This is a genomic window from Streptomyces sp. NPDC037013, assembly GCF_055607265.1.
Window position 1 is genome coordinate 129,302 of the sequence record NZ_JBVJRV010000007.1, and the last position, 14,564, is coordinate 143,865.

11 protein-coding genes are annotated in these 14,564 nt (G+C 73.6%); 6 read left to right on the forward strand and 5 right to left on the reverse strand.

Annotated features, from left to right (window positions below; genetic code table 11):
- The first annotated feature begins 70 nt into the window (after window positions 1-70).
- From ACZ7DY_RS26010 to ACZ7DY_RS26020, 3 genes are all read left to right on the forward strand, one after another.
- Window positions 71-574 (forward strand): SigE family RNA polymerase sigma factor, encoded by a 504-nt coding sequence (locus ACZ7DY_RS26010; protein ID WP_471138931.1) that lies wholly within the window; start codon window positions 71-73, stop codon window positions 572-574.
- Window positions 567-1,013, forward strand: coding sequence for a hypothetical protein (locus ACZ7DY_RS26015; protein WP_471138933.1), 447 nt, complete (start codon window positions 567-569; stop codon window positions 1,011-1,013). Before ACZ7DY_RS26010 ends, ACZ7DY_RS26015 begins: the two co-directional genes overlap by 8 nt.
- Window positions 1,014-1,080: 67 nt before the next feature.
- Window positions 1,081-2,559 (forward strand): DUF2079 domain-containing protein, encoded by a 1,479-nt coding sequence (locus tag ACZ7DY_RS26020; protein WP_471138934.1) that lies wholly within the window; start codon window positions 1,081-1,083, stop codon window positions 2,557-2,559.
- Between the two features lie 113 nt (window positions 2,560-2,672).
- Here ACZ7DY_RS26020 and ACZ7DY_RS26025 read toward each other — a convergent pair whose 3' ends face one another.
- The gene (locus ACZ7DY_RS26025; protein WP_471138936.1) at window positions 2,673-5,255 is read right to left on the reverse strand and encodes an ABC transporter permease; all 2,583 of its coding nucleotides are present in this window, start codon (window positions 5,253-5,255) and stop codon (window positions 2,673-2,675) included.
- Window positions 5,252-6,040: an ABC transporter ATP-binding protein gene (locus tag ACZ7DY_RS26030; RefSeq protein WP_471138939.1), complete on the reverse strand. Its 789-nt coding sequence runs from the start codon at window positions 6,038-6,040 to the stop codon at window positions 5,252-5,254. The genes ACZ7DY_RS26025 and ACZ7DY_RS26030 overlap by 4 nt, the downstream gene beginning before the upstream one ends.
- 375 nt (window positions 6,041-6,415) lie before the next feature.
- Here ACZ7DY_RS26030 and ACZ7DY_RS26035 point away from each other — a divergent pair, with 375 nt between their 5' ends.
- Window positions 6,416-7,954: an MFS transporter gene (locus ACZ7DY_RS26035; protein WP_471138941.1), complete on the forward strand. Its 1,539-nt coding sequence runs from the start codon at window positions 6,416-6,418 to the stop codon at window positions 7,952-7,954.
- Window positions 7,955-7,989: 35 nt separating this feature from the next.
- On the opposite strand, the gene ACZ7DY_RS26040 is transcribed toward ACZ7DY_RS26035, so the two are convergent.
- The 3 genes from ACZ7DY_RS26040 to ACZ7DY_RS26050 all read right to left on the reverse strand — a co-directional run bounded on the left by ACZ7DY_RS26040 (window position 7,990) and on the right by ACZ7DY_RS26050 (window position 13,029).
- Window positions 7,990-8,892 carry a cellulose-binding protein gene (locus ACZ7DY_RS26040; RefSeq protein WP_471138943.1) on the reverse strand — a complete coding sequence of 301 codons (903 nt, stop codon included), beginning with the start codon at window positions 8,890-8,892 and terminating at the stop codon, window positions 7,990-7,992.
- A gap of 239 nt (window positions 8,893-9,131) precedes the next feature.
- Window positions 9,132-12,035 carry an SUKH-4 family immunity protein gene (locus ACZ7DY_RS26045; protein ID WP_471139884.1) on the reverse strand — a complete coding sequence of 968 codons (2,904 nt, stop codon included), beginning with the start codon at window positions 12,033-12,035 and terminating at the stop codon, window positions 9,132-9,134.
- A 7-nt stretch (window positions 12,036-12,042) separates the two neighbouring features.
- Window positions 12,043-13,029 (reverse strand): SMI1/KNR4 family protein, encoded by a 987-nt coding sequence (locus ACZ7DY_RS26050; protein WP_471138946.1) that lies wholly within the window; start codon window positions 13,027-13,029, stop codon window positions 12,043-12,045.
- Window positions 13,030-13,358: 329 nt separating this feature from the next.
- Here ACZ7DY_RS26050 and ACZ7DY_RS26055 point away from each other — a divergent pair, with 329 nt between their 5' ends.
- Together ACZ7DY_RS26055 and ACZ7DY_RS26060 are read left to right on the forward strand one after the other, a co-directional pair.
- Window positions 13,359-13,940, forward strand: coding sequence for a YwqJ-related putative deaminase (locus ACZ7DY_RS26055; RefSeq protein WP_471138949.1), 582 nt, complete (start codon window positions 13,359-13,361; stop codon window positions 13,938-13,940).
- Between the two features lie 80 nt (window positions 13,941-14,020).
- Window positions 14,021-14,551 (forward strand): SUKH-3 domain-containing protein, encoded by a 531-nt coding sequence (locus tag ACZ7DY_RS26060; RefSeq protein WP_471138950.1) that lies wholly within the window; start codon window positions 14,021-14,023, stop codon window positions 14,549-14,551.
- The last annotated feature ends 13 nt before the right edge of the window (window positions 14,552-14,564 follow it).

The following is a 14,564-nucleotide window of genomic DNA, read 5'->3' on the forward strand; positions in this document are numbered from 1 at the left end:
CGAACCCCGCACACACCAGAAACCCCACCGACCCCGGACGCCCCACGCACCGCACGCACCAGGAGACCACTTGACCGACGAGGAGTTCGAGGCGTTCTACGCGCACTCCGTGCGACGGCTGGTGGGACAGGTGTATCTGATGACGGGCGACCTCCACGAGGCGCAGGACGTGGTCCAGGAGGCCTTCGTGCGCGGCTGGGCCCGCCGCTCCCGCCTGGAGCGCGACGCCGGACCCGAGGCGTGGATCAGGACCGTCGCGTGGCGGCTCGCGGTCTCCCGGTGGCGGCGGCGCGGGCGGGCGGCGGAGGCGTGGCGCCGTCACCACGGGGAGCGCGCGGGTACCGTGCCCGAGCCCGACCCGGGGACGGTGGCGCTGGTCGCCGCGCTGCGGCGGCTCCCCGAGCGGCAGCGGCGGGTGGCAGTGCTGCACTACGTGTGCGACCTGACCGTGCGGGACGTCGCCGCGGAGACCGGGATCGCGGCCGGAACCGTGAAGTCCCACCTGTCCCGTGCCCGGGCGGCGCTCGCGCCGCATCTCGACGACGCGACCACCTCGGAGGAGCACCGTGACTGAGCCCCAGTCCCCCGCCGACGACCCGCTCGCCGTCGCACTGAAGCGGGCCGCGGATGCGGGCGCCCGGCGCGCCGCCCCCGCCCCGGCCGGGCAGGTCGCCACGCGCGGCGCCCGCCGCAGACGCCGGACGTACGCGGCGGGCGCGGCGCTCGCCGTCTGCGTGGTCTCCGGCGGCGCGGCGCTCGCCGCGCTCCAGCTGGGGCACGGGGGTGAGCCGGTGGGCCCCGCGGTGCCGCCGAGCCCCACCAGGCCGGCGTCCCTGCCCGAGTCGTCCTCACCGGCCGACCGGTCACACGGCCGTTCGCCCTCCGGCCGGCCCGCACCGACGCGCACGCCCTCCGGATCACCGTCGACCCCGCCCGCCACCGTGCCGCCGTCCACATCGGCGCCCCCCGCGGCGACATTGACCGCGCAGGACCCGGACGTGCCGGGCACCTGACCCCCGTACGCCACCCTCACCGAGCCCCGCCCCCGTCCTTGCCCCGCTCCCACCAGAAAGCCATCCCATGCCCGGAGCCAAGACCGACACCGCCGCCCCGGAGCGTGCCGACGCGCTCATACCGGCGCGGGACCGGACCGCCGCCGCCCCGGCACCCGCTCCCGCCACAGCTCCCCACCCCTGGGCCCGGCGCCTGGGGGACCACGCTCCCCTGCTCCTCGCGGCGGGACTCTTCGTCGCGTACACGCTGGTGTCCGTCTGCCGGTACCGGCGTCTCGAATCCCGCTCCTGGGACCTCGGGATCTTCGAGCAGGCCGTGCGCGCGTACGCGCACCTCCAGGTGCCGGTGGCCGACCTCAAGGGGCCGGGGGCGAATATCCTCGGCGACCACTTCAGCCCCGTCACCGCCCTCCTGGCCCCCGCCTACCGGCTCTTCCCCTCACCGTTCACCCTGCTCGTCGCGCAGGCGCTGCTCGTCGCCGTCTCCGTCGTGCCCGTCACCCGCGCCGCGACCCGGCTCCTCGGACGTGCCTCCGGTGCGGCCGTCGGCCTCGCCTACGGGTTGTCGTGGGGGATCCAGCGCGCCGTCGACTTCGATTTCCACGAGATCTGCTTCGCGCTGCCGCTGATCGCCTTCTCCCTGGAGGCGCTGCTGCGCCACCGCTGGCGGCCCGCCCTGCTCTGGGCGCTGCCCCTCGTCCTCGTCAAGGAGGACCTGGGCGCGACCCTCGCGGCCATCGCCGTGGTCGTGGCGATCCGGTGCCGCCGCACGGACCCCAAGGCCGTGCCCTACGCCCTCGCCGCGGCCGCCTTCGGCGCGGTCGCCACCCTCGTCACCCTCACCCTGGTCATCCCCGCCTTCAACTCCGTCGGCGCCTACGACTACTGGGACAAGGTCGGTGACGCGGGCGCCGGCGCCGGACTCCTCGACGGCCTCGGCACCAAGCTGCGCACCCTCGCCTGGCTGCTCGTGCCCACCAGCGGGCTGCTCGCCCTGCGCTCGCCACTGCTCCTGGTCGCGCTGCCCACCCTCGGCTGGCGCTTCGTCTCCGCCGACGACCACTACTGGGGCACCGACTGGCACTACAGCGCCGTCCTGATGCCGGTCGTCCTGCTCGCCCTCGCCGACGCCGCGTACACCGCGCGCCGCAGCGGACGGCCGTGGCTGCGCGCCTACGCCGACCGGCTGCCGGCCTGCGTCGCGGCCGCCGCGCTCGCCCTGACCACGTCGCTGCCGATCGCGGGCCTCGCCGAGCGGTCGACGTACGAGAAGAGCGGGCGGGTCGCCGCCGTGGAGCGGATGCTCGACCGGGTGCCGGACGGGGCGACCGTCGAGGCGAACATCGGCCCGATCAGCCGGCTGACCTCGCGGGCGCGGGTCTTCTGGGTGGGTTCGGCCCGCCCGGTCGTCCCCCGGTACGTGGCGCTCGACGTCCGCGACGGCTGGACGAAGGACCCGGTCGGCTACGCCCGCAAGCTGCACCCGGGCACCCGTTACGTCCTTGAGGACACCGCCTACGGGTTCGTGCTGCTGCGCAAGGAGTGACGGCGGCCGGCCCCGGCAGGCGCGGTGCGCGTCTGCCGGGGCCGGTCCCCCGCACCCCCGTGGCGGTGGCTCTTCGGTGGTGCTTATTCGGTGGGTGCTTATTCGGTGGGTGCTTATTCGGTGGCGATGGCGTTGAGGACGTTCATGCGGCCGGCCCGGAAGGCGGGGACCAGCGCGGCGAACAGGCCCACGAACGCCGACCCGATGAAGACCGCGACGATCGTCGGCCACGGGATCTCCAGGACCTTCAGCCCTTCGAGCGCAAGGAGCTTCTGGGCGGTCGCCCCCCAGCCCATCCCCAGCCCGAGGCCGAGCAGGGCGCCGAAGAGGGCGATGACCACCGACTCCATGCGGATCATGCGGCGCAGCTGGCGGCGCGAGAGGCCGATGGCCCGCATCAGGCCGATCTCGCGGGTGCGCTCCACCACCGAGAGGGCCAGGGTGTTCACCACGCCGAGGATCGCGACGATGATGGCGAGGCCGAGCAGCCCGTAGACCATGTTCAGGAGCTGTCCGACCTGGTCCTTCAGCGTCTGCTTGAAGTCGGTCTGGTCCATCACCTTGTACTGCGGGTACTTCTTCAGGGAGTCCTTCAGGGACGCGTACGCGGCGTCCTCCTGGCCCTTGGCCGCGGTGGCGAACATCATGTCGTTCTGCGGCATGCGGTCGGCGGGGACGTACTTCTGGAGGGTCGCGATGCTCAGGTACATCGCGCCCTTGTCGACCGAGGTGTCGTCCGAGGTGATGGCCGCGAGCCGCAGCCGCGCCGTCCTGCCGTGGTCGAAGGCGATCTTCAGCTGGTCGCCGACCTTCAGGCCGTGCTTCTCGGCGAACGCGTCGCCGACCGACATGGCGTTCTTGCCGTAGGCGTCCGAGAGGTCCCCGGAGAGCGTCTCGCGGCGCAGGTCCTTGGCGTAGGAGGGGTCGGCGGCGCTGAGGCCGACCCCGTCGACGGTCTTGCCGCCGGGCGTCGTCAGATCCGCGTCGATCTGCTTGTAGCGGGTGATGTGGCCGATGTGGTCGGCCTTCCCCAGGGCCGCCGCGGCCTGCTCGGTGATGGAGACGCCGGGCTGGGTGGGCTGGACGATGAAGTCCGCGCCGACCGACTTGTCGAGCTCGTCGGTGGCCGAGGCGACCATCGAGGAGCCGACCACGGAGAGGCAGGCGACCAGCGCGAGGCCGATCATCAGGGCCGCGCCGGTGGCTCCGGTGCGGCGCGGGTTGCGCAGCGCGTTGCGCTCGGCCATCCGGCCGACGGGGCCGAAGGCGCGCAGCAGCACCGCGCTGATGACGCGGACCACTCCGGAGGCGAGCACGGGGCCGATGACGACGAACCCGATGAGGGTGAGGACGACACCGCCGCCGAGGAAGAGCGAGCCTTCCTTGGCCTTGTCGGCCTGCGCGGCGGCGTAGAGGCCGAGCACGCCGGCGCCGGTGAGGACCAGCCCGAGGACGGCGCGCAGGGCGCTCGCGCGGCCGTCGGCGGGGGTGCCCGCGTCGCGCAGCGCGGCCATCGGCGAGACCTTGCCGGCGCGGCGCGCCGGGAGGTAGGCGGCGAGGACGGTGACGACGATGCCGAGGACCATGCCGACCACCGGCGTCGTCCAGTTGACGGTGAGGTCGGAGGTGGAGAGCTCCATGCCGATGCCGGACATGAGCTTCATCAGGCCGACGGCGAGGCCGATGCCCGCGCCGACGCCGAGGACCGAGCCGAAGACGCCGAGCAGCAGCGCCTCGACGAGCACCGAGCGGTTGACCTGCTTGCGGCTGGAGCCGATGGCGCGCATCAGGCCGATCTCGCGGGTGCGCTGGGCGACCAGCATCGAGAAGGTGTTGATGATGAGGAAGATGCCGACGAGGAAGGCGATCCCGGCGAAGCCGAGCATCGCGTACTTCATGACGTCGAGGAAGCCGCTGACGGACTCGCGGTTGTCGTCCGCGCTCTCCTTCTGCGTCTTGATGTCGTACGCGCCCTTGTCCAGGGCGGCCGCCACGTCCCGCTTCAGCGCGGTGTCGCTGACGCCGGTGGCCGCGGTGAGGTTGACGTGCGTGAACCGGCCGGTGGCGCCGAGCAGTTCGCGCTGGGCGGTGGCGGTGTCGAAGTAGACGATCGCGGCGCCGGGGTTGGTCACCTTGAAGGTGGCGATGCCGGTGATCCTCGCGGTGTGGTCGCCGGTGGCGGCGACGGTGCGCAGCTCGTCACCGACCTTGAGGTGGTGCTTGTCGGCGGTGTCGGCGTCGACCATCATCTCGGTGGGGCCGCGCGGGGCGTGGCCCGAGGTGATCTCCATCGAACGCAGGTCGTTGTGCGTCCAGTTGCCGGCGAGGGTCGGTCCGCCGTTGGTGGGGCCCACGTTCTCGTTCTCGGCGTCCACGACGGTCACGCTCTGGCTGACCACGGCGCCTTCTGCCGCCTTCACGCCCTTGACGCGGGCCGCCTCGCGGACGACGGAGGCGGGCATCGACTCGGGCCTGCCGCTGCGCGGGGTGTCGTCCGGGTCCCCGGCGGACTTGGGGCTGACCGTGACGTCCGCGGAGGTGGCCGCGAAGAGCTTGTCGAAGGTGGTGCCCACGGTGTCGGAGAAGACGAGCGTGCCGCAGACGAACGCCACCGAAAGGACCACGGCGACCGCGGAGAGCGCCATGCGGCCCTTGTGCGCGAAGAAGTTGCGCATCGAGGTCTTGAGGACGGTCATGACGTGCGCCCCCGCGCGTCGAAGGACTTCATGCGGTCCAGGACCTGGTCGGCGGTCGGGTGGTGCATCTCGTCGACGATCCGGCCGTCGGCGAGGTACAGGACGCGGTCCGCGTACGAGGCGGCGACCGGGTCGTGCGTGACCATCACGATGGTCTGGCCGAGGTCGGTCACCGAGCGGCGCAGGAAGCCCAACACCTCGGCGCCGGCCCGGGAATCGAGGTTTCCGGTCGGCTCGTCACCGAAGATGATCTCGGGGCGGGAGGCGAGCGCGCGGGCCACGGCGACGCGCTGCTGCTGGCCGCCGGAGAGCTCGGTCGGGCGGTGCTTGAGGCGCCCGGCCAGGCCCACGGTCTCCACGACCTGGTCGAGCCAGGCCCGGTCGGGCTTGCGGCCCGCTATGTCCATCGGGAGCGTGATGTTCTCGATGGCGTTCAGGGTCGGCAGGAGGTTGAACGCCTGGAAGATGAAGCCGATCCGGTCCCGGCGCAGCTTGGTGAGCTTCTTGTCCTTCAGCCCGGTGATCTCGGTCTCGTCGAGGAAGATCTGCCCGCTGCTGACGGTGTCGAGCCCCGCGAGGCAGTGCATCAGGGTGGATTTGCCGGAGCCCGAAGGTCCCATGATCGCGGTGAACTGCCCGCGGGCGATGTCCACGTCGATGTGGTCGAGGGCGACGACCCGGGTCTCCCCGGAGCCGTACGCCTTCACGACCTGGCGCGCCCGCGCCGCGACGGCCGTGCGTCCTCCAGTGCCCCCGTGCCTGGGTGTTGTCACAGCCGTTGTCACGGTTTTTCTCCTATGTCGGTCATGCGTCATGTCAGATGTGTCCGTACCGCGCGCTCTCGCGCCTCAGTCTGGGCGTTCGACGAGGGGTGGCGCGCTGGTGCTCGGCGCACTCTTTTCCGGGGGAAAACCCCACCCCCGGTGGTGTGGTTGTCCGAGCCGGCCCCGTGCCCGGCTCGTAAAGCAAATCTAAGGACCGCGGGGGCCCGCCTCATCATCCGCCGGGACGAACGCTCCCCGGTCCGTTGTACGGAGGAACCCCTAGGGGATCTCCACCCGCCGGTGGAGACCGACTCAGGGTTGCCTCCACCCCCCTCTCCACCCCCGCCGGGTGAGAAGGTGGCCCGCAGCAACGGGTTGCAGGGGGAAGGAAGTTCAGTGGGCACCCAGGACGCAGTACGCGGCAGAGGACCGGTCGTCGCCGCGCTGATGCTCGCCATGGCGCTGGCCGCCGTCGACTCCACCATCGTGTCGACCGCCGTCCCGCAGATCGTGGGCGCGCTCGGCGGCTTCCCGATCTTCTCCTGGCTCTTCTCCGGCTACCTCCTCGCCGCCACCGTCACCCTGCCCGTCTACGGCAAGCTCTCCGACACCCTCGGCCGCAAACCCGTCCTCATCACCGGCTGCGTCCTGTTCCTCCTCGGCTCCGCGCTCTGCGCCCTCGCCTGGAACATGGAGTCCCTCATCGCCTTCCGCGTCATCCAGGGACTGGGCGGCGGCGCCATCCAGGGCACCGTGCAGACCCTCGCCGCCGACCTCTACCCCCTGAAGGAACGCCCCAAGATCCAGGCCAAGTTGTCGACCGTCTGGGCCACCTCGTCCGTCGCGGGACCCGCACTCGGCGGCTTCGTCGTCGCCTACGCCGACTGGCGCTGGATCTTCCTCGTCAACCTGCCCATCGGGGCCATCGCCCTCTGGCTCATCGTGCGCCACCTCCACGAACCCGAACGGGAGAGCGTCCCGCGCGGCCCCATCGACTGGCCCGGCGCACTCGCCGTCTTCGCCTGCGGCGGCACACTCCTGACCGCCCTCGTCCAGGGCGGCGTCGCCTGGGGCTGGCTCTCCGCACCCTCCATCGGACTCTTCGCCGCCGGCCTCGTCCTCGTCGCCGTCGTCGTCCTCGTCGAACGTCGCGCCGCCGAACCGATCATCCCCGGCTGGGTGTGGCGCAGACGCACCATCGCCGCCGTCAACCTCGCCCTCGGCGCGCTCGGCCTCCTCATGGTCGCGCCCACCGTCTTCCTGCCCACCTACGCCCAGTCCGTCCTCGGACTCGCCCCCGTCGCCGCCGGATTCGTGCTCTCCGTCATGACGCTCAGCTGGCCCGTCTCCGCCGCGCTCAGCCAGCACGTCTACCGCAGGATCGGCTTCCGCGACACCGCGGTCACCGGCATGTCCGCGGCCGCGCTGCTCCTCTTCGCCTTCCCCCTGCTGCCCTACCCCGGCACGGCCTGGCAGCCCGCCCTGCTCATGCTGCTGCTCGGCGCGGCCCTCGGCCTCTTCCAGCTGCCGCTGATCGTCGGCGTCCAGTCCACCGTCGGCTGGGCCGAACGCGGCACCGCCACCGCCTCCGTCCTCTTCTGCCGCCAGATAGGCCAGACCCTCGGCGCGGCACTCTTCGGCGCCGTCGCCAACGCCGTCCTCAGCGCCCGGCTCGGCGGCTCGGGCTCCCTCGACTCGGTGGCCCGCGTCCTGGAGAACCCCGCCGCCGTCGCCGACCCCGAACGGCTGCGGCGGGCCGTCGACACGGCCGTCGACTCGGTCTACCTCGGGGCGGGCTGCGCCGCCCTCCTCGCCCTGTGCGTCCTGCTCTTCCTCGCGCCCCGCCGCTTCCCCGTACTCAAGGAGAAACAGCTCAGCCCCCGCCAGGGACCCCCGCGGGACCGGTTGTCCCCGACACAGCGGCCCGACTCCTGACCGCACACCCCACCCCCGGAAAAACTTCCCCGCCGCTACGGGGCCTCCTCCGCCGGCGCCCGGCCGGTCAGCGTCGCCAGACTGCTGCGCACGTGGTCCATGTGCGCCCGCACCTCGTCCCACCGCTCACCGTGCTCGCGCAGCACCCGCTCCGTCTCACGGGCCACCCGCTCCTCGCGCAGCGTGGCCTCCGCCACCAGCTCCGCACCCCGCGCCTGCGCGTCCTCCTGCCGGTGCCTCGCCGACTCCTCCGCCTCCGCCAGGGCCCGCTCGGCCTCCGCGAGCCGCGCCTCGGCGGCGGCCAACCGCTCCGCGTCCCGCGCGTCCGACTCCGCCTCGCGCTCGGCGGCCTCCCGCTCGGCCGCCGCCCACCGCTCGGCGTGCTCCTTCTCCTGCTCGGCCAGCAGGTCCTCGCACCGCTGCCGCATCTCGCGCAGCACGGCCAGCGCCTCGCCCCGCCAGGCCTTCACGTCCCGCCGCGCCGAGACCCGCGCCTCGTCGGCCGTGGCCCGGTCCGCGAGCAGCCGCTGCCGCACCCGCTCCTCCGCGTCGGCACCGACCTGCTCGGCATGGGCCCGCGCGGCCTCCCGTACCTCCGCCGCCCCGGCCCGCGCCTCCTCCGTCAGCCGCTGCGCGTCGTCCCGCGCGCTCTCCCGCACGGCGTCCGCCTCGGCCTCGGCGAGCGCCAGGATCTGCCGGGCCCGCTCGCTCAGCGTCTCGTACGTCTGGGGGGCCAGCCGCGACACCACGTCCCGCAGGTGCTCGGCCTCCACCTCCATGTCCTTGGCCAGGACGGTCAGCCGGGCGGCCCGCTCCCACGCCCCGTCCCGCTCCTCGGAAAGACCGGCGGCGTACGCCTCCACCTGCGCGGGACGGTAGCCGCGGCCCCGCACGGTGACGAAGCCGTGCGGCGACGACGGTGCACCGCTGCTGCTCATCCTTGGATCCCCTCTCCGACGGACCACGCGCGTACTGCACGATTGGCGCACATCTTGATGGATCAAGCGGAAGCGTTCATAACGCGACACTCCGCCCACTCCACCCGGTCAAGGATGCGTCAATTGGCGCCAGAAGTCGGAATCGGGGTGACGCTCCGCCGCCCCCGCGCCCCGAATGGCCGAGGCGCCCGCCCCACGAAACGGGCCGGACGCCTCGGCGGCACGCGGACGGAAACCGGCTACAGCAGCCCGTCCCACATCTGCTCCAGCAGCACCGACCACCAGCTCTCCGGCGACGCGAGCGCCGCCGGGTCCAGCGCGGCCAGCTGGTTCTGGAAGTCGACCGTCCAGCGGCCCGCCTGCTCCTGGTTGAGCCCGAAACGCAGCCGCCACATCCGGCCGAGCAGCGCCATGCAGCGCGCGAACTCCGGCAGCCCCGTGTTCACGAACTGCGGCGGCACCGGCGCACCGCCGGGACCCGCCTCCACCGGCACGGCCACGATGTTCGCCGTGCCGTACTGGACACAGAGCGCACGCCCGAAGTCGCTGCCCATCACCAGATACGAGCCCGCGTCCGAGGCCGGCTGCACACCGCGCTCCTGCGCCAGCTCCGCCAGCGTCGGGACCGGCCGCCCCGGCTGGGCCTGCGCCCAGAAGAACGGCCCGAAGTCCACCGGCAGACCCGCCACCACGAGCGTGTGCGCCACGATGTCCGGCACGCCCTGCCGCGACACCGCCCGCTGGTCGAACCGGAAGAGACCCGGCCCGAACGCCGCCGCCAGCTCCTGCGCGACGCCCTCCGGCGGAATCGCCGGGGCCGGCGGCAGCTGCTGCAGCGGGGCCCGCACCGGAGCCGGCCGCGCGGGACCGTCCGCCACCTGGTGCAGCTCCCCCTGATGCGCGAGGAGCTGCTGCATGCCCTGCTGACGGGAGGCGTGATCCCTGCCGTACGGGGCGATGGACGTGATCCGCGCCTGCGGCCACGTCTCGCGGATCATGCGCGCGCAGTACGCGCCCGGCAGCTCACAGGACTCCAGCTCCGTGTGGAGCTCGAGCACCTGCTGCGGCGGCACGTTCATGCCGCGCAGCTCGTGCAGGATCTGCCACTCCGGGTGCGGGGTACCGGGCGCCGAACGGCGGATCAGCTGCTGCTCGGAACCGTCGGCCGCGCGGTAGCGCAGCACCGCCTGGTAGCCGGGGCCCACGGTCGGCTGACCGGCCGGCGGCTGCGGATAGCCGTACGGCTGCCCACCGGGCATCCCCGGAGCGCCGGGCGCGCCGGGCGCTCCGGGACCGGGGTGCATCGGCGCGGGCGGCGGGGGCATCCCGGGCGCACCGGGGCCGCCGACCGGGGGTCCGGCCAGCATGGTCGCGGCGTGGTGAACGCCGCCGCCGGGGGGCGGCGGGGTACCGGGAGCACCGGGTGCGGCCGGGGCGCCCGGGACGCCGGGCGGGCCGGGCGGCTGCGGGGCACCGGGAGCACCCGGGGCGCCGGGAGGCGGCGGGGGCTTGATGCCACCGGGGCCGCCCAGGCTCGGGTCCGCCAGCATCGTCGCGGCGTGGTGCACCCCACCCGGAGGAGGCGTACCGGGCGGCGTCCCCGGAGCACCCGGGGCGCCGGGCGGGCCGGGCGGCTGCGGGGCTCCCGGAGCGCCGGGGGCGCCGGGAGGTCCTGGTGCGGCGGGCGGCTGCGGGGGCCTGACCCCGCCGGGGCCGCCCATGCTCGGGTCCGCCAGCATCGTCGCGGCGTGGTGCACCCCACCCGGAGGCGTACCGGGCGGCGTCCCCGGCGGCGTACCGGGAGCACCCGGCGCGTCCGGGGCCTGCGGGGGCGTCGCGGCGGCGGGCGGGCGGGGCCCGTCCGGACCGAGCGAGGAGACGAGCTGCGTCGGGACGTAGCCACCGGCAGGCGTGCCCGGAGCACCCGGCCCGGACGGCGGCGGCGTCCCCCCGGCGGGCGCGGCGGGCGCACCGGGCGCACCAGGCGGGCCGGGCGGCGGCGGAGTACCGCCCCCGCCACCGCGGGGCCCGCGGGGCAGGCCCTCGGCCTTGCTGGTGGCCGCGTCCGCGATGTCCCCGGCACCCGGTCCCGCGGGACCCTGCGGGTACCCGTACGCGGAGGCGCCGGACGGCGCGGGCGCCGGCGAAGCGGCGGGCGGCAGCGGCGCGCCCGGCGGCGGACCCGCGGGCACGCCCGGAGCGGCGTCGGAAGCGGCGGAGGCGGCGGGAGCCGCAGGGGCTCCGGGAACGGGGCCAGGGGCAGGAGCGGCGGGAGCGGCAGGCGCCTCGGCCGCGCCCGGCGCCTCGGCGTCCAGCGCCGGAGCGATCGCCGTACGCGGCAACTGGCTCCCCCCGTGCATCAGCGCCGTCTTGGCATCCGGAGCCACACCCGGCGGCGGCGTGTCGTCCTCGTCCAGGCCGGCCAGCGGCGGCGCGAACACCGTGGCCGGCAGCGGCACCGAATGGTCCTCGCCCGCATCGGCGTTGGTGTCCGTACCCGCCCACGGAGTCGCCCCCACCGGCACGCCCGGCGACGTCACGGGCAGGCTGTCGGCGGACTCGGACACCTCGCTCCCGTCCGACGAACCCGCCGCCGGCCACGGCGTACCGCCACCGGGAGCCGCCGGCACACCCGCAGCCCCCGACGTCGGAACGGCATCGGCCGCGGCATCGGCGTCGACCTCGGCGTCAGCCACACCAGAAGCCGGCTCCCCGGCCCCCGAAACAGCCGCGTCCGAAGCGACCGCCTCCGAGCGCCGGTCCGGGATGCCCATCTTGTCCGCCGCCTCCTGCAACCACTCCGGCGGCGTCAGAAGGAACGACGTCTGATTCAGGTCCACCCGCTCAGGAGGCGCCGGAGGCGCATCCTCCGGCACCGCGTCCGGCAGGCCGTACTCCTCCTCGTACCGGCGGATCACCTCACCCACCGGCAGCGCCGGCCACAACGTGGCCTCGCCGCTGTCCCGCGCGATGACGAGCCGCTGCCCGCCACCGTCGGACACCGGACCGTTCGCCCGGTCCTCGGCCCACACCACGAAACCCAGATCGAACTCCCGGACCCGCACCTCACGGTGCTGATAGCCCGGCACATCACCGTTGATCCACTCCTCGGCGCGATCCTGCGCCTGCGCGAACGTCACCATCGCCACGTCACTCCTGACCCGAGGACACGGGAACGGCCTGCGCGAAGCCACCGTCCACCATCAGATTCGCCACCGTCTCCAGCTCCGGCGGATTGCCCGCCAGCCGGGACAGGAACTCATCGAAGTCATCACCACAGGGCAGCAACAACCGCCGCACCCGCTCCGCCGGCGGCCACGCGTCCTGATCCCGCACGTCGTCGTACGCGCAGAACCACACCGAACCGACCCGGTCCCCCTTCACCTTCACGGCGAGCAGACCACCCTGCACGAAACCGACACCCAGATAGTCCTTGGTCAGATGGTCGCGCAGACACTTGTTCACGTACACCAGATCGTTCACCGCGGCCTCGTCCCGCACCGTGAAGAACGGCTGGTCCACCAGCAGCCCCAACTCCGCGTCGAGCGCCGCACCCACCGGCGCACAGCCACCCGCCGCCTTCAGGAAGGAACGGTAGGCACCCGGCAGGCGGTAACCGAGATCCTCCTCCACCCCCTGCACCTGCTGCTCCGTCACCGCGACCGCCGACCTCGGCAGACCGAAATGCGCCGGACGCGTCTCCTGCAACGGACGCGTCCCCCGCTTCTCCTGATCAACCGCCGTCGTCGCGATCCCACCGTGATGCCGCAGCAACGCCTTCACCTCGACCGGCACCAACTCAAGGCGGCGACCGCCCCGCACGTGATGCCACGTCCAGCCGTGCGGAGTCGCCACCGCCGGAATCGTGTCCCACAACGCGTGCCCAGCCGCCGCGAGCGCCGCGTTCGCCGACACGTAATCCGTCAGACGCAGCTCATCGACCCCGAACCCCTCCGGAGGCTCGGCGATCTCCGCCGCCGCACGCGCATACGCCGAGAAGTCCGGATAACCGTGCTCATCCACCCGCACACCCCTCGGATGGCGCGCGGCACGGACCGGATCCGGGAAGTGCACGACCTGCCCGGCGTAGGCCGCGTTCGGCGGCGCGGACTGCTGCCCCAGCCGACCTGTCGTCATGGCGGTTGCCCCCTGCGGCACTGTGAAAGGTTCTGGCTCTGTCCTGTGCACCCAGCCGCGGAACCGGCCCACGCGTGCGCATCCGGTTCCACGACTCGTTCTGCGATGCCGACACAGCCTATGCGCAAGGACGACACCGGTCACCGGGCCTCCGGTTCCATGACCACCAGCCACCGAACGGTCACCGTGCGACGAAACCCGACGGAAAGCCACGCGTGTCGCAGTGCCCCAGCTTCCGCACCACCCGCCCCATTTGGCAGGCTGTCCCCCGCAACGCGGGGGCGTGGCACACGCGGTGACGACCGCGAGCAGGGGGAGGGAAGAGCACCATGCACACGGCACACAGCGGCCTGACCGGCCACACGGCGTCCACCACGACGGCCACCACCGACACCACGAGCCGGACACACGGCCCGGCCACCATCCCGGGCACCGGCGACCCACGCGTCGGCTGGAGCGCCACCGCCGCCCACGCGCCCATCCTCCGCCAGCGCCGCGACGGCATCCTGCCGACCGTCGCCGCCGCCCTCTCCGTACGCGGCCAGACCACCCTCACCTGCACCGCGGGACGCGGCGAAGAACCCCCCGCACTCCACCCGCTCGTCCAGGACTTCCTCGACACCCTCACCAGCGGACAGCGCGAACGCTTCACCGGCCGCTGCGCCGAAGCCATCCTCATCTCCCGCCACCTCACGGCAGCCGACGCGGGACGCTCCAAACGCGCCGCCCGCAAACCCATGACCAACGGCGAGGCCCGCAAAGCCCTCAAACACGCCAAACTCACCACCCGCCGCATCCGCGAGGACGGCGACCCCCTCCACGGCGGCTTCGCCCGGCCCTGCCGATCCTGCACCGCCCTCACGGCCCACTTCGGCGTACGGATCATCGACCCCACCGCCACCGAAGCCTGACCGTCCACCGGACACCCGGACCGACGCCCCACACGTCCATCCGCCCGTCCCACGACCGTCACACCCACCGAACGAGGCCCATGCACCCCGAACACCCCGCCACGACCACCACCCCGGCCACCGGCGGCACCACCCGCTTCCCCGTCCCCGTCGACGCCGCCCTCCGCGCCGCGGGCTGGCGCCCCGGCCACTGGGACATAAAGCAGGCAGAAATCTGGGCCGACGCCCTCCGCGGCCACACCTCACCCGCCGGACACCGCCACACCGTCTTCCCCGCCGCCGTCGAAGCCTGGGCCGAATTCGGCGGACTCCACATCACCCCCCAGGGCCCCGGCCGGCAGATAGCCCCCGCCACCGTGCACCTCGACCCCATGTACGGACTGCACCACGCCCGCACCCTCGGCGACCTCGGCCGCGCCCTCGACACCCAGCTCTGCCCCATCGGCGAAGAACCCGACACCCAGGCACTCCTCGCCATCGACACCGAAGGCCGCGTCTACAGCCTCGACCACAGCGGCGACTGGTTCCTCGGCGCCCACATCGACCAGGCCCTCGCCACCCTCATCACCGGCGCACAACCCACCCGGCTCTCCGCCGGCTCAGGAACCTGACCCCGCCCGACCC

Coding starts and splice junctions, on each gene's coding strand:
- ACZ7DY_RS26040 (WP_471138943.1), bottom strand. CDS start 8,892: ATGAGCAGCAGCGGTGCACCGTCGTCGCCGCACGGCTTCGTCACCGTG.
- ACZ7DY_RS26025 (WP_471138936.1), bottom strand. CDS start 5,255: ATGACCGTCCTCAAGACCTCGATGCGCAACTTCTTCGCGCACAAGGGC.
- ACZ7DY_RS26020 (WP_471138934.1), top strand. CDS start 1,081: ATGCCCGGAGCCAAGACCGACACCGCCGCCCCGGAGCGTGCCGACGCG.
- ACZ7DY_RS26055 (WP_471138949.1), top strand. CDS start 13,359: ATGCACACGGCACACAGCGGCCTGACCGGCCACACGGCGTCCACCACG.
- ACZ7DY_RS26050 (WP_471138946.1), bottom strand. CDS start 13,029: ATGACGACAGGTCGGCTGGGGCAGCAGTCCGCGCCGCCGAACGCGGCC.
- ACZ7DY_RS26060 (WP_471138950.1), top strand. CDS start 14,021: ATGCACCCCGAACACCCCGCCACGACCACCACCCCGGCCACCGGCGGC.
- ACZ7DY_RS26045 (WP_471139884.1), bottom strand. CDS start 12,035: ATGGTGACGTTCGCGCAGGCGCAGGATCGCGCCGAGGAGTGGATCAAC.